Raw genomic sequence first — 12,639 nt, 5'->3', positions numbered from 1 at the left:
ACACGACCATCGACGCCCACCAGGAACGAAAATACGACTGTACCGGTTTCTTCATTACGCGCCGAAGATTGCGGATACACCGGTTTTGCGCAGGAATTGAAATCATAAACTGCACTGGTACGTGCAGCCGGCGCTGCTACAGGAGCAGGAGCTGGACGCGCCGTTGGCATTACCGGATTTTCCGGTTGCACATTTGAGACCGCTGCAATCGTATTCGTCTGTGGCTGCTGCTGCACTTGGACCTCTGGCGGAGGAATAAATGGCGGCGGCGGTGCCAAGACTTTCGGCGGTGGTGGCGGCAGTGGCTTGTCCGGTGGTGGTGGCGGTGGTTTGATCTCTTCAATGATCTTAGTTTCGATCGGTTGTTTGATCACTTCCACCACTTTACGGGCAAGCCCAGTAACCAGCGCATAAACAATAAAAACATGCAGAAGAACCACCACGGTGATGCCAGTCAAACTTTTCGTAGAGTTTCTCTCATCCTGCGTGAAATCCATGCCTCTTTCCTCCGATACCAGCTATTTTTTTGATGTCAAAGTCACGTACATCCTATGAACCCAAAGGAATCGTCGACCGAGTGCCCAAGGAATTGCCGTCCAGGTAGATCGCGCCTTTGGGCAGGTCGAATTGTGCGCGCAGCGGGGCGAGCGCGTCCTGTGCATCGCGGGCGATGCAATAATTACGGTTATGCATATGCAGACTTTCTAGAAGCTGATGGTTATCGCGTCAACCACGTTGTAGTCGTCATCCACAATCGGCATCCAGCGCCATTTGTCGAATGTGGTACAAGGATGGGATATGCCGAGCGCAACCAAGCTGCCCACGGCAAGCCCTGCATCTTCACCTGCCTCCCAGCGCAGATAAGCATGCTGGTCGTTGAGCGCGCTGATGGTCCAGGCTTTGGACAAGGGCCGGGGCTTGCCGCCTAGCGTGGGCACATACGCCAGCGGCACCGGCATCTGGAGATCGAACGACAGATCGCGCTTGCCCACCGCCAGGATCGCCAACCCCGGCTCCGGCAGCGACTGCACCGTAGCCCACACTTCCAGTGCCGCATACAATGCTTCGCTGCAGCCGATGCGCTTGCACATCGATGCCGTCATGCCGTGGTAGAAGGCATGGTCTGACACAATGTAGCAGCCGGACCGGAGTAGCGCGCGTACCGGCCGCGAGAGTTTGGGCTTGAGGCTCTCGGCTACCATGTCGAAGACGGCTGAGCCGCCGGCAGAGACGATCACCTCGTCCTCCTCGAACCATCCCTGCCGCACGCATTCGCTGGCGATATACTGCACCCGGCCCAGCAATGCGGTCACTTTGTCGGATTCGGCCTGCTCGTCGCTGCCGAACGACGGGCCTTCGAAGCACTCCACACCGCACAGCCGCACCGCATTACTGGCCGCCGCCTTCCCGGCCAACGTGATGGCATCGGCATGAGTGCGGCAACCGGTGCGCCCGCCAGCGATACCGATTTCCAGCAGCACGCCGAAGGCCTGTGCATCCGGATGCCGGCCATGCCACTCCTCTATCAGACGTAGTTGGGCATCCGAATCGAGCAGGAAGTAAATCTTCAGTTCCGGTTCGCTGTCAAACAGCGCCGCAATGCACGCCAGGTCGCTCGCCATATACACCTGGTTCGCCAGGATGCAACGGCGCACACCGGCGGCCACGCCGACCCGCAATTGCGAGACAGTCGCAAAGCTGATGCCCCACGCGCCTGCGTCGAGCTGCCGATGGAACAGCTGCGGCGACATCGTGGTCTTGCCATGTGGGGCGATATCGATACCCTGCTGGCGGACGTAAGCCTGCATCCAAGCGATGTTGCGCTCCAGCGCATCATGCTTGATGACGGCCATCGGCAGAGGCAGATCGCCCGTCAGCAAATTCCAGCCCTGCGCGCCGATGTCCGAGCGGCGCAGCGTACCGGCCTCCGGCGGAAAGCCCTTGTAGGTGAAGTCGAGTATGGGGTCAAGCAGATCACGCATGCGCTTCGAGCCTCCCCGCCGTCACGATTTCTTGACGCTTCAGGCCCGGCGCGCTGGCAAGTAGCACGCAGACGCAAGCCGTCATGCTGGCCAGCGGCGCTACCACGGTCAGCATGCCCAAACGTGCGGCGACTTCAGTACCGATATTGGCCGCGCCAGGGGTAATTTGCACCAGCGACAGCCCGCCTCCGGCAGCTATGCCACCAATAGACTGACCCAGCTTCTCCGCCGAAAACAGGATGCCGAGATAAAGCCCGAGTCGTCCTTCGCCTGGATTGCCCGCCGAGGCCAGCTGCATGCCGGTGGTAGTAATCAGCACCGTCATCACGCCGCCGCCGAAGCCGAATACTGCGCATGCGGCAATTAGCATGGCGTCGACAGCGCGCCAGACCGCCGCGCCGACCAGCAGCACGCCCGCAATGCAGATCGTCAGCGCCAGCAGCATCGCCGCCATGGTGCCCAGGCGCCGGAACACGGCGGGAGCCGCCGCGACGCCGGCCAGCAGTGCCAGGAAAATCGGCACCAGCAAGGCCGACAGCCGCTCCGGCGGCGCATGCAGCAGGTATTTGTTCACATAGGGCAGTAGCGACAGGAAGCTGGTCGAACCTATCCCGATCAGCACCAGCATCAGCGCAATCGCATAGAAAGCGCGATTGCCGAAAGTAGCGCGCAGACCCTGCCACAAGCTTTCAACAACCGTCGAGTGGTGTGAAACCGCTGCGCTGCGCAGCGGCGTACCGCGCGTGACATGGCAGCACCAGAGCAGCCCGACAGCGGCCGCCAGCCCGAGAACGATGGCCATAACGAGATAGCCGCCATGCCCACCGCCGCTGGCGGCAATCAGCAAAGGCGCCCCGCCTGACACGCCCAGGCCCGCGAGCGTGGAACCGAAGGCGCGCGCCGACAGCAGCGAAGCCTGGACCACCGGCTCCTCGGTCAGGTCACCGGCCAGCGCGGTGTGCGCGACCGAGAACGCGGTCACGGTGTAGGACTGGACGACCAGCAGCGCAGTATAGAACAGCACCAGCGCCGCCGACGGCCACTGCGGCAGGGGCATGAACAGCAGCATCATGCTCAGTGGCAGGATAGCGATGCAGACACGGAGCACCACTACCCGGCTGCCGCGCCCCTGCGCAAAGCGGTCGGCGGTGCGGCCTATCCATGGGTCCAGCACCAGGTCGAAGATCTTCGGGATGGCCAGGATCACGCCAGCTAACGCGGGACTGATGCCGGCATACTCTGTCAGGTAATACAGGAACAGCAGCGGAATCGGTGCGAAGCACAGCAAGGCGCCGAACGCGCCCACGCCGTAGGCAAACCGCAAAGTCCTGTGGCTGCCGGCGCTGTTGCCAAAAATAGCGGACTTGTTATGCATGATGTGCCTTTTCATGGAGACGCAGGCCACGCGTGCGGCTCGTGTTGATGACCAGTTCGCGCTGCTCGCCGCTACCGCGCATCCGCAGGGTACCGTTCCCCGGCAATCCGCCCTCCTCCGCCAACACGCGGAACACCTCGCCGGTCAGCGGCTCAAGCCGGAAGACGTTGCGGCCGTATCTGCCCCGCACCGTCATCACGGCGGGGTCCTGCGCCTGGCCGATGCTGACCTCCGCACTCAATTCGGCGCTGAAATACTCGCCCTGCACCTGCCGTAGCGCCGCAAACGCTTCGCCGTCCGCCGCTTCAATTCTCGCACAACGCCTGCGGTAGCCCTGCTCCTCGACCATCAGGCCACTCACCCGCTGCCGCCGGTCCCGCTCCGGCGCCAGCAGCAGATTGACTACGCTCAACAGGTTCACCCGCAAGCTATCTCCCTCCAACTCCAACGGCAGACGCATGCCATCGCAATTCAGGAAAAGCTTGCCGTCGACGTCCAGCACCTCCAGCAGCTGGTCGCTCTCGGCGCACAGGTATTGGCCTGGGAGCCCCTCCCATGCCGCCGTCGCGGCCTGCTCGCCTGGCGCTTGCAGCACGTCGCCCAGCACTTCCGCCATCAGGTCGGCAGCGACGAACGGCGCCGCTACGTCGCTGCGGTTGCTGATGACGATGATGTTTAGCCCATGCGCGGGGGCGGTCAGCATCTGGCAGCTTCCTCCGATCACGCCGCCGGAATGCTGGATGATCTCGACACCGCGGTAGTTCTCGCGTATCAGTCCCAGCCCATAAGGATGCAGGAAGCCGTTGTTCAATGTAGTCGGCTGCGTCAGCTCGGCAGACAATGCATCCGCCCACAGATGCGGCTTGCGCAGATGCGCCAGCCAGCGCTGCATGTCATCCACGGTGGAGACGATGCCGCCCTCGCCCAATATAGTCGACGGGAACACGCCGCGACGGAAGCCGCCGTCCGGCAGTGCCACATGCGAGCATGCCACGCCAGGTAGCAGGTCATGATCGCAGGCCCAGAGGCTGGTGTCATACATGCCCAGCGGTCCGAACAGGCGGGTTTCCAGCGCTTGTGCGAATGGCATGTGCAGCACGCGCTCGATGGCGATGGACAGCATGCGGTAGCCGCCATTATTGTAGGAGAACATGTCGCCGGCCCTGAAGTTGTCCTCTTCCTGTGCGCTCTGGTAAGCCAGCGCCGCACCGGCCGGCAGCATGGCTGCGCCGTTGGAGAACATGGACAGGTCCAGGAAGTCGCGTGTACCGCCGGTGTGGTTCATGAACTGGCGCAAGCTGCGCCGCCCCTGCGCCTCCCGCAGTTCGGGCAGGTAGCGCACACAAGGGCCGTCGATGTCCAGCAGCCCTTCGTCGCGCAACTGCAGCGCCAGGATCGCGGCGAAATGCTTAGTGGTGGAACCGATGCGCATCTTCGTCGATGGGCTGTTCGCCACCTGCTGTTCCAGACTGGCCATGCCATAGCCCTTGCGCAGCACCGTGCGCCCCTTGTGTATCACGCTCACCACGCAGCCGGGCGCGTCGTTCCGGTTCCAACGCGATAGTATTGCCTCCATCCGGGATGCGATCTGTTTCATATTGCCCTCATCTTTCAGTCTCCAATTAAGAGAACGAATATTCTCTTATGTTATACTCGCCACCGTTTCAACACTCTGCGAACTTTGATCTCATGCCGAAACGCGACGAATCCCATATGGCAGCGCGGCGCAAGCAAATCCTTGACGCCGCCAGCGCCAGCATCAACCAGAAAGGCATCGCGGGCATGTCGATCAGCGACATCAGCGCCGCTGCGGGCCTAAGCGTCGGCGCCATCTACACCCACTTCAAATCCAAGGAAGAAATCCTCGCGGCCCTGATCGCCCATGGCAACGACGTCCAGAGCATGGACCTCTTCAACGACTGTAAAACCAAGGCCGCCACCCTAGCCCGCTTAAAGGCCCTGCTGCACCAGGTAGAACAGCCCGGCGACGCGACCCTGCATGGCCGCATCGCCATTGAAGTGGTGGCGCTAGCACACCGCAGCCCGCGCGTGCATGACGCGATGGAAACCCAGTACCGAGATTTGCGTACGGCGGTGCTGCTCCAGGTCGAGCGCCTGCAAACCTTGCCCGACCGCGCTACGGCGGCCCTCATCGGCGACTGCCTGCTCGGCCTGATGCTAACCACGCAGTTCCAGCAGCTCACCGGCATCAAGCCGGATACCGAGGTCAAGCTGCGCGCTGCCAAATACCTGCTCGACCAGATCCATTAAGCGCCCTCAGGCCAGCGCGTCGCTGTCATGCCGATCGCGCTCCCACATCGAAGGGAAGTCGATCTGCCCTTTGTCATACAGCGCCGCCGGCTCCGCATCCTGCGTTAGGAACAGCGGCGCATCGAGGTCGACGATCCAGGCTCCCTGCCCCACCACGAATGCCGGCGCCATCGCGATCGACGTGCCTACCATGGAACCGACCATCACGCCCAAGCCATGGCGCGGTGCTTCCCGCACGATCTGTAGCGCTTCGGTCAGGCCGCCGCATTTGTCCAGCTTGATATTGACCAGTTGGTACTTGCCCGCCATCTTTTCGAGATCGGTCAGTTGCTGGAACGATTCGTCCGCCGCGATCGGGATCGGGCACAGGTAGCCGCGCAAATCGTGGTCCGCGTCCACCGGTAGCGGCTGTTCGATCAGCTCCACGTGGCAGCCCAGCATCAGCGGTAGCAGCGATTCCAGGTGCGCCATGGTCCAACCCTGATTCGCGTCCACCAGCAACCGCACCTGCGGGCAACGGCGCCGAACCGTACGTATGCGTTCGCCATCGAGAGGGCTGCCGTCCAGTTTCAGCTTGATGGCGCGCGCGCCCACATACCTGGACGCCGCGAGCGCCATGTTTTCCGGGCTGTCCACGCCCACTGTCATGGTGGTCTGCAAGGCGCGCGGGCGGGCTAGATTGGCAAGATTGTGCAGCGGCAGGTTGCGGCGATTCGCCTCCAGCTGCCACAGCGCGCAATCGAGTGCATTGCGCAAGCCGCCGGCAGGCAGCAGCTTTTGCAACGTGAACCGGTCAAGCCCGCGCCAGCAAGATCCGTCCATCGCTGCCAGCTCGCGGTGCATGGACTGTGCCGTGTCGCCGCGATAGTAGACGCCGGAGGCTTCGCCGATGGCTTGGCAATCGCCTTCGCTGGCCGTCACCCGCAACACCGACTGTTCATCGAACTGGTAGCCGGAGATGAAAAACGGCTGCTTCAAGCGTAGCGATTCTATACATCCTTGTATATGCAGCATTGAGTGCCTCCAGTAGAAAATCAGAACGCGAGCGCAGTTAGCGGATCGGCGACGCGCGGAAAGAAATTACCGTCGCGTTGGGTGTAGGGCAGCGCCGCGAAGTTCATCGACAGCGCCCCACCCGTCTCGGCCACCACAGTGCGCCGCGATAGCCTGGAGAATTCAGCGTAGTAGTGATGCGCCGACTTGACCACGATGCGCGATTTGTTTTTCAGCTCCACGCCCAGCCGTGTGAACGCCGGCGGCGACAGCGTTTGCGTGCGCCGCGAAATGACGACGATGTCGATGCCTTCACATTCCAGCCAGACTGCCGCGCCCAGAGTGTCTTCGTGCCCGCCGAACGGCTGGCTGTGCGCGTCGTTGATGCCACGCACTGTGACCATAAGGTCGAGCGGGACGCCGGAAGCCTTGCCGGTCTTGCCGCCCAGGCGGATCTGCAAGCGCGCGCCCAGGCCGGCGCTGGCGCAGACCTGCACCGCCATCGGATCCCAGATGCAGCCGAGCGCCGCATCGCGCACGCCCTCTTCAAGCAGGCGCTGCAAGATATGCGTGTTGTCGCCCGGCGCGCCGCCGCCGGGATTGTCGGCCGCGTCGGCGATGATCAGCGGATGCTTGCCGTTCGCAGGCAGGCGCAGGATTTCGTCCATGTTCTGTGGCCGCGGCAGCAGATCTTCGCGGTAGCGGTACAAACAGCCTGCGATCTGCGCCGCAGTGCTGGCGGCCAAGTGGCGCCTGCCGTCGGCAATGGCGAGCACCCGCGTGCCGACGTCAGCCACGTCCGCCCAAGGGAAGCCGTGGGCTATGCTGACCGACAGCACGCCATCCACGGTTTCGGCCTGTTGCGCCGTGCGCACCACATTGGCCATCGGCTCGGCGGTGGTCGGGTAGAACCCGATCATGCGGCAGTCGACTAACACAGACACGGGCTTGATCTCGCCCAGCGCGGCGCGCTGGCACAGGGTGTACAGCTCGTTGGCACGCGACACCGCATCGACGTGCGGATATTCCTTGAACAGGATTAGCACATCGGCCGCCTCCACCATGGCATTGCTCAGGTGGCAGTGCGGATCGAGCTCCACGCCGATGATTGCCGTCGGTCCGACGATCTCGCGCACCGCGCGCAGGATGTCGCTCTCGCAGTCGTCGCAGCCTTCGGCAACCATCGCGCCGTGCAGCACCAGCAGCACGATGTCGACCGGACCGGCCGTTTTCAGACTTTCCAGAAGTTCGGTCTTGAGTCGCAGGTAGGTGGCGGCAGTGGTGCGGCCGGCGGGCTGGGCGAACGCGAAGAAGCCTTCATGCAGGCGGTGCCCATCCTCGACGGCGCGGCGCCGCCACATCTCTACTACTGGCACGAGGAACACGTTGTCTTCCCCAACCGTGCCGTAGCTGATGCCGCCCTCCACAAAACTGTCCCAAGTTGTGGGGATCGGCGAAAACGTATTGGTTTCGGTGGCGATGCTCGATGTAAAAATATCCATCTTCGCCCTCACAACTCGGTACTCAGTTGCAGGCCCAGCGTGCGCGGCGCCATGATGCTGACCTGCGCCGGACCGCCCAACGGGCTCAGGGTGGTGGCCGCAGCAGTCTGCCCCTTGACGTTGCCAAGATTGCGGACGAACAGGCCGAGTCGGTAGCGGCCCAGTGCCGTACCGGCGCGCAGGTCCAGCGTGGTAAACGCAGGCAGACGATACAGCGGCATGCCCTGGCTGGCCGCGAAGGAGGTGAGCCGGTCGCCGACGTGGCTCATGCTGGCGCCGACGTAGGATTCGTGGCCCGCGTAGTCGAAGCGGTAGTCCGCCTGCAAGGCAGCGGAGAAACGTGCGCTGTTCGGCAGGCGGTCGCCGGCGCGACCGCCCAGATCGGCACTGTCGGTCTTCAGCCTGGCATCGACCGCGCTGATCGCCGCGCTCAGGTTGAGCCCTTCCATCGGCCGCGCCGTCAGCGTCAGTTCCACGCCCTGGGACTTGGCCTTGCTGGCATTGCCGATGCCGGAAAATCCTGCCACCGAAGTGAACATCTGGATGTCCTTCCAGTCGATATAGTAGGCGGCAGCCTCCAGCGAGAGGCGCTTTTGCAGGAAATCCGATTTCCAGCCCGCTTCATAACTCCACAGGGTATCCGACTTGAAGGTGCTGGCGGTCAGCACTTCACCTGTCAACGGATTGCGGAATACGGGCAGCGGTCCGCCGGGCCGGTAGCCGCTGGCGGCGCGCAGATAGACCGCGTCGCTCTTGCTCAAGCGGTAGCGGATGGTGGCCAGGTAAGTGCTGGTGTTTTCGCTCGAACTGGTGCCCGGCGCTGGCGGCGGCGCGAGGATGCCGATGTTGGTGGAATATGCAGCCTGCGTATTGCGGCCGTAGCGCATGCCGAGCGTGACATCGACTGCATCGCTCAGGTAGACGGTGGCATTGCCGTACAAGGCGGTCTCGCGGTAAGTCGACGGCGTGGTGGACGAGATGATCAGCGCGCCATCCGGCTTACCGGCCTGGTCCAGCCCCAGCAGGTCCTGGCTGCGGCTGCTGTTTTCCCTTGTGTAGAAAGCGCCGGCCAGCCATTCGAAGCGTTTCGACGAGGGCGAGACCAGGCGGAATTCCTGGGTCGCCTTGCGCGTGTAGAAAGTGTACGGCAGGCTGTAGGCGGCGTTGTTGATGCCGGCCTGGCCCAGCAAGGGCACGTACAAATTCGAGACGTCGTACTGGCCATTGGTGTCCACCTTCTGGTAACTGGTAATCGAGTGAAAGCGGGCCCAGCCCAGTTCCGATTCGATGGTAGCCGACAGCAGATCGTATTTCTGGCGGAACGGTTCGTCCGCCGACAGGCGGCGCACATAGTCGCCATACAGCGGGCGGCCGGTCTTGATATCGACGTCTTCGGCGGAGCCGCCATCGCGCTTGCTTTCCTGTGTCTGCGCGGTGAAACGCAGCGTCGTGTCTTTGCTTGGTGTTACCAGCAAGGAGGCACGCAAGCCTTGCATGGTGGAGTCGTCGATGGTGCGCATGTCGTGGTTGGCGTCGTGGATATAACCCGCTTCGTTGCGCTTGTAAAGGCCAAGCCGCACGGCCGCCACGCCTTCCTTGATCGGCAGATTGGCCATCGCCTGCACGCCGGTGCTGGTGCCGCCTTTTTCGGTGGTGGCGACATCGGCGCTTAGCTTCGCCGCCTGCGATTTGGTGTCAGGGTCCAGCGTGACGTATTTCAGCAGGCCGCCCATCGCGCCGGCGCCATACAGCGTGCCTTGCGGGCCGCGCAGCAGTTCGATTCGCTCGATGTCGAAAAGGCCGAGGTCCAACGACAGCGTGCTGCCGCCGGCGAACGCGGTGCTGGAGCCGTAGGGCACGTCGTCCACATACACGCTGACTGTAGGCCCGACTTGGGCGCCGGTGCTGACGCCGCGCATGGTGATCTGGCTGCCGCCCCCGCCGCCGCCGGCCTGGCTGTAATCGACGCCCGGCAGCAGCGTGACGAAATCCTTCAGCTGCTTGTTGCCGCCCTGCTCCAGCGCTTCGCCGCCCAGCACCGTCACGGACAAGGGCACTTCGCGCACCGGTTCGCGGCGGCGCTGCGCAGTCACGCTTACTACCGTTACATCGGACGCGGCAGCGGCAGGCGTAGCGGCAGCACTTTCCGTTTCGGTCGCTGGTTCGGCCCGAACGCCCCCGTGCGCCAGCGACGCTACCAGCAAGGCGGCCAGCATCGAACCACCGCCCGGCCGCGTCAAGTTGCATTGCGGCCCGAGCGCTCTTTGGAATGTCAAATATTTCACAGCTTGTCTCCTGTCATATTTTAAGAAAACGAATATTCGTTTTTTTTATTATTGATCAAAATAAAACCCGAAGCAAGCAATTTCGGCGCGCTGTGGCAAATCCAGGAATCGGTTTGCTGGGTCGGCAAGTGTTGTGGTTGCCGCCATTCCCAACGCCGCAGTCGAAGCCTACATCGCCGGAAGCAAGGATGCCGGCAAGCCGGTGTCGGCCAAAGGGGTGCTGGCACAAGCCAAGCCGAAGAAGCCGACCAACAAACTCACCCCACTTGCGCCATCCGTGGCGGTGACGGAAGTCGCCCTAGGAAAAGAGCCGCCGAAGCCAACGCCATCTGATCAGACCTTTCCAGACGGTATGATCCTGGTCGATGAGGAAGCGTACAACTAGATCGTGGACGCGCTGAGAAGCACGCTGGTCGACAATGAAATGATGGGCCGTGTGTTCGAGGCGGACGACCAGATCAAGGCTGCGATGGCATAGGCGGCCCGCCAGAGAGCGCTGGCCGAGAACGCCGAGCGTACCCTGGCGGCGAAGAATGGCGAATACATCGAGCGGGCGCGTGCCGTCACACACTGGAAAAATCGCGCAGAAAAGGCCGAAATAGAAATGGCCCGACTCAATCTCACTTCACTAAAGGGCGTGAACGGTGCCGTGCCATAACGAGTGACTCACTATTAGCGCAGGCATTGCGCAGAATCTTGCGCAACGCCAGCACGCTATGACAGTGACGATCCGGGCGGATTTCTCACCCTCGCGTGACGAACTCTGACGAACGCGGTGGCGAACGGTGACGAACGACTGACGAAGTTCGTCACCGCCGCAATGAGCCACGCAGGATACGGACGATGCGCTGCATACACGGCAGGGATTTTCGACTATCAATTGCCCCGCATGCGTCAGGCGGCAAATTGTAAATTCTTCGTGGAGCGTGGGGGCAGCGGGTCCGCGACCGCGACCAATTGGTCAGCCGGATACGGAGCAAACGCTGCGGCGTCGTTCTGTAGCGCCCCTTCCAGCCAATCATGGTACTGCTGCGGCTCCAGGATCACCGGCATGCGCTTTTCTTCGCGCGGCTTGTGGAACCGCTTCATCAAGGGATGCTTGTCGGCATTGATGGTCAACATCGAGAATGACAGCAGCGGCAATCCATCGGGACCGTCGGCCTTCCATTCCCAGATGCCACCGATTCCGAGCGGCCGCCCTTGCGCTTGCTCGATGCGCCACCGGACCGCTTTCCCGGTCTCGTAGCACGGCTCGAAAAAATTGGCGGCCGGAACGATACAGAAGTGCTTGTGCTTCCAGGCATTGCGGAAGGAAGGCTTGCTGGCCACCGTCTCGGTGCGGGCATTGTAGGTGTGCCGCGCGAGCTTAATATCCGCCCAATGCGGCACCATCCCGTAACAGGCCAGCGCAAATTCAATATGCCGCGGACCATCATGCGCCTGGCGGATGATCGGCGCCATGAAGCCGGGGAATGCCTCCGGGAACAAGTCACAGCCGCCAACGTCCAGACCGGCGTTCAGGAACGCATCTAGGTCCTCTTCACCAATGGGAGTGTAATCGGCGCACATGCATCTGATTTTATCACTCGCCCCAGCCGACAATACACAGCCAGGACTGAGCGTAATCGACCAGGCTCTCGCCGCTTCGTCGCCGCTCAAATCCAGTCAAGACGAATTTTTCATCGTTGGCCCAGACAATATGCGGGTCAAGGATTTCATGGACGATCTGCCCAAGACCTTCCCCGTACGTGTGGCGTGCGATCTTGACCTGCCGATGCAAGCCCTGGCCAGTCGTGTCCAGAATCGCCAGCGTCCCTTTCCACTGCTTCGTGGAGCGGTCCTTCAGCATCCTGCGCGGGATCTCGACGCCCTCTTTGCGCATTTCGACCATTCGGATTTTCATTAATGCGTTCATCAAATACTGGATAAAAACACAGTATATCAAGTCTGAACGCGTATCAGATCCCTTGGTTATCTATGCACATCTGCGTGGGCACATAGAACATTTGATAATATGTTGCCGATTGCCTGAAATTGCGCCAATTTCTAAAAATATCATTGCCGGCTGACCCTTCAACGAGGAAGAAAACGTAGCAACAGTGCGGGGTCTAGCAGAACAAACATGGGTTAACAAACCGTGAAAACGCTGGGTCACGTTCCGATGATCCGTGCTTATCCGGTTGTCTCCCAAACCCACTACCGGTAGTATATTGAGCATCTGCGCCAACCTG

At 61.9% G+C, this 12,639-nt stretch carries 11 protein-coding genes; 2 read left to right on the top strand and 9 right to left on the bottom strand.

The genetic code is table 11. The annotated features are described in order from the left end of the window. The 4 genes from ACFOFO_RS10320 to ACFOFO_RS10305 form a co-directional block, all read right to left on the bottom strand. A partial coding sequence (locus ACFOFO_RS10320; protein WP_390331490.1) for an energy transducer TonB occupies positions 1-497 on the bottom strand: 497 nt, incomplete at its 3' end. A 207-nt stretch (positions 498-704) separates the two neighbouring features. Beyond that, a complete protein-coding gene (locus ACFOFO_RS10315) occupies positions 705-1,982 on the bottom strand; it encodes an alanine racemase (RefSeq protein WP_390322558.1) in 1,278 nt (425 codons plus the stop codon). Then, a complete protein-coding gene (locus ACFOFO_RS10310; protein WP_390322557.1) occupies positions 1,975-3,357 on the bottom strand; it encodes an MFS transporter in 1,383 nt (460 codons plus the stop codon). Before ACFOFO_RS10310 ends, ACFOFO_RS10315 begins: the two co-directional genes overlap by 8 nt. After that, positions 3,350-4,933, bottom strand: a complete 1,584-nt coding sequence (locus ACFOFO_RS10305; RefSeq protein ID WP_390322556.1) for a serine hydrolase domain-containing protein — start codon at positions 4,931-4,933, stop codon at positions 3,350-3,352. Before ACFOFO_RS10305 ends, ACFOFO_RS10310 begins: the two co-directional genes overlap by 8 nt. A gap of 113 nt (positions 4,934-5,046) precedes the next feature. Here ACFOFO_RS10305 and ACFOFO_RS10300 point away from each other — a divergent pair, with 113 nt between their 5' ends. Beyond that, positions 5,047-5,628, top strand: a complete 582-nt coding sequence (locus ACFOFO_RS10300) for a TetR/AcrR family transcriptional regulator (RefSeq protein ID WP_390322555.1) — start codon at positions 5,047-5,049, stop codon at positions 5,626-5,628. A 6-nt stretch (positions 5,629-5,634) separates the two neighbouring features. Here ACFOFO_RS10300 and ACFOFO_RS10295 read toward each other — a convergent pair whose 3' ends face one another. Genes ACFOFO_RS10295 through ACFOFO_RS10285 form a run of 3 tightly spaced genes read right to left on the bottom strand, consistent with a single transcriptional unit; the run spans position 5,635 to position 10,408 of the window. Beyond that, positions 5,635-6,642, bottom strand: a complete 1,008-nt coding sequence (locus tag ACFOFO_RS10295; RefSeq protein ID WP_390322554.1) for a dipeptide epimerase — start codon at positions 6,640-6,642, stop codon at positions 5,635-5,637. 20 nt (positions 6,643-6,662) lie between these two features. After that, positions 6,663-8,123 (bottom strand): M81 family metallopeptidase, encoded by a 1,461-nt coding sequence (locus ACFOFO_RS10290; protein WP_390322553.1) that lies wholly within the window; start codon positions 8,121-8,123, stop codon positions 6,663-6,665. A gap of 8 nt (positions 8,124-8,131) precedes the next feature. After that, positions 8,132-10,408: a TonB-dependent receptor gene (locus ACFOFO_RS10285; protein WP_390322552.1), complete on the bottom strand. Its 2,277-nt coding sequence runs from the start codon at positions 10,406-10,408 to the stop codon at positions 8,132-8,134. A gap of 133 nt (positions 10,409-10,541) precedes the next feature. Here ACFOFO_RS10285 and ACFOFO_RS10280 point away from each other — a divergent pair, with 133 nt between their 5' ends. Then, a complete protein-coding gene (locus tag ACFOFO_RS10280; protein WP_390322550.1) occupies positions 10,542-10,793 on the top strand; it encodes a hypothetical protein in 252 nt (83 codons plus the stop codon). Positions 10,794-11,302: 509 nt separating this feature from the next. On the opposite strand, the gene ACFOFO_RS10275 is transcribed toward ACFOFO_RS10280, so the two are convergent. Both ACFOFO_RS10275 and ACFOFO_RS10270 read right to left on the bottom strand, forming a co-directional pair. After that, positions 11,303-11,977: an SOS response-associated peptidase gene (locus ACFOFO_RS10275; RefSeq protein ID WP_390331489.1), complete on the bottom strand. Its 675-nt coding sequence runs from the start codon at positions 11,975-11,977 to the stop codon at positions 11,303-11,305. A 13-nt stretch (positions 11,978-11,990) separates the two neighbouring features. Beyond that, entirely contained in the window at positions 11,991-12,311 is a 321-nt protein-coding gene (locus tag ACFOFO_RS10270) for a hypothetical protein (RefSeq protein WP_390331488.1), read from the bottom strand. Positions 12,312-12,639 lie beyond the last annotated feature (328 nt).

The organism is Pseudundibacterium arcticum (assembly GCF_042646465.1).
Classification (GTDB): domain Bacteria; phylum Pseudomonadota; class Gammaproteobacteria; order Burkholderiales; family Burkholderiaceae_D; genus Undibacterium_A; species Undibacterium_A arcticum.
This window is presented reverse-complemented; position numbering and strand designations above follow the sequence as displayed.

Excerpts from the sequence above, each read along its gene's own strand:
- ACFOFO_RS10315 (WP_390322558.1), bottom strand. The coding sequence starts at position 1,982 with ATGCGTGATCTGCTTGACCCCATACTCGACTTCACCTACAAGGGCTTT.
- ACFOFO_RS10310 (WP_390322557.1), bottom strand. The coding sequence starts at position 3,357 with ATGCATAACAAGTCCGCTATTTTTGGCAACAGCGCCGGCAGCCACAGG.
- ACFOFO_RS10305 (WP_390322556.1), bottom strand. The coding sequence starts at position 4,933 with ATGGAGGCAATACTATCGCGTTGGAACCGGAACGACGCGCCCGGCTGC.
- ACFOFO_RS10300 (WP_390322555.1), top strand. The coding sequence starts at position 5,047 with ATGCCGAAACGCGACGAATCCCATATGGCAGCGCGGCGCAAGCAAATC.
- ACFOFO_RS10295 (WP_390322554.1), bottom strand. The coding sequence starts at position 6,642 with ATGCTGCATATACAAGGATGTATAGAATCGCTACGCTTGAAGCAGCCG.
- ACFOFO_RS10290 (WP_390322553.1), bottom strand. The coding sequence starts at position 8,123 with ATGGATATTTTTACATCGAGCATCGCCACCGAAACCAATACGTTTTCG.
- ACFOFO_RS10275 (WP_390331489.1), bottom strand. The coding sequence starts at position 11,977 with ATGTGCGCCGATTACACTCCCATTGGTGAAGAGGACCTAGATGCGTTC.
- ACFOFO_RS10270 (WP_390331488.1), bottom strand. The coding sequence starts at position 12,311 with ATGAAAATCCGAATGGTCGAAATGCGCAAAGAGGGCGTCGAGATCCCG.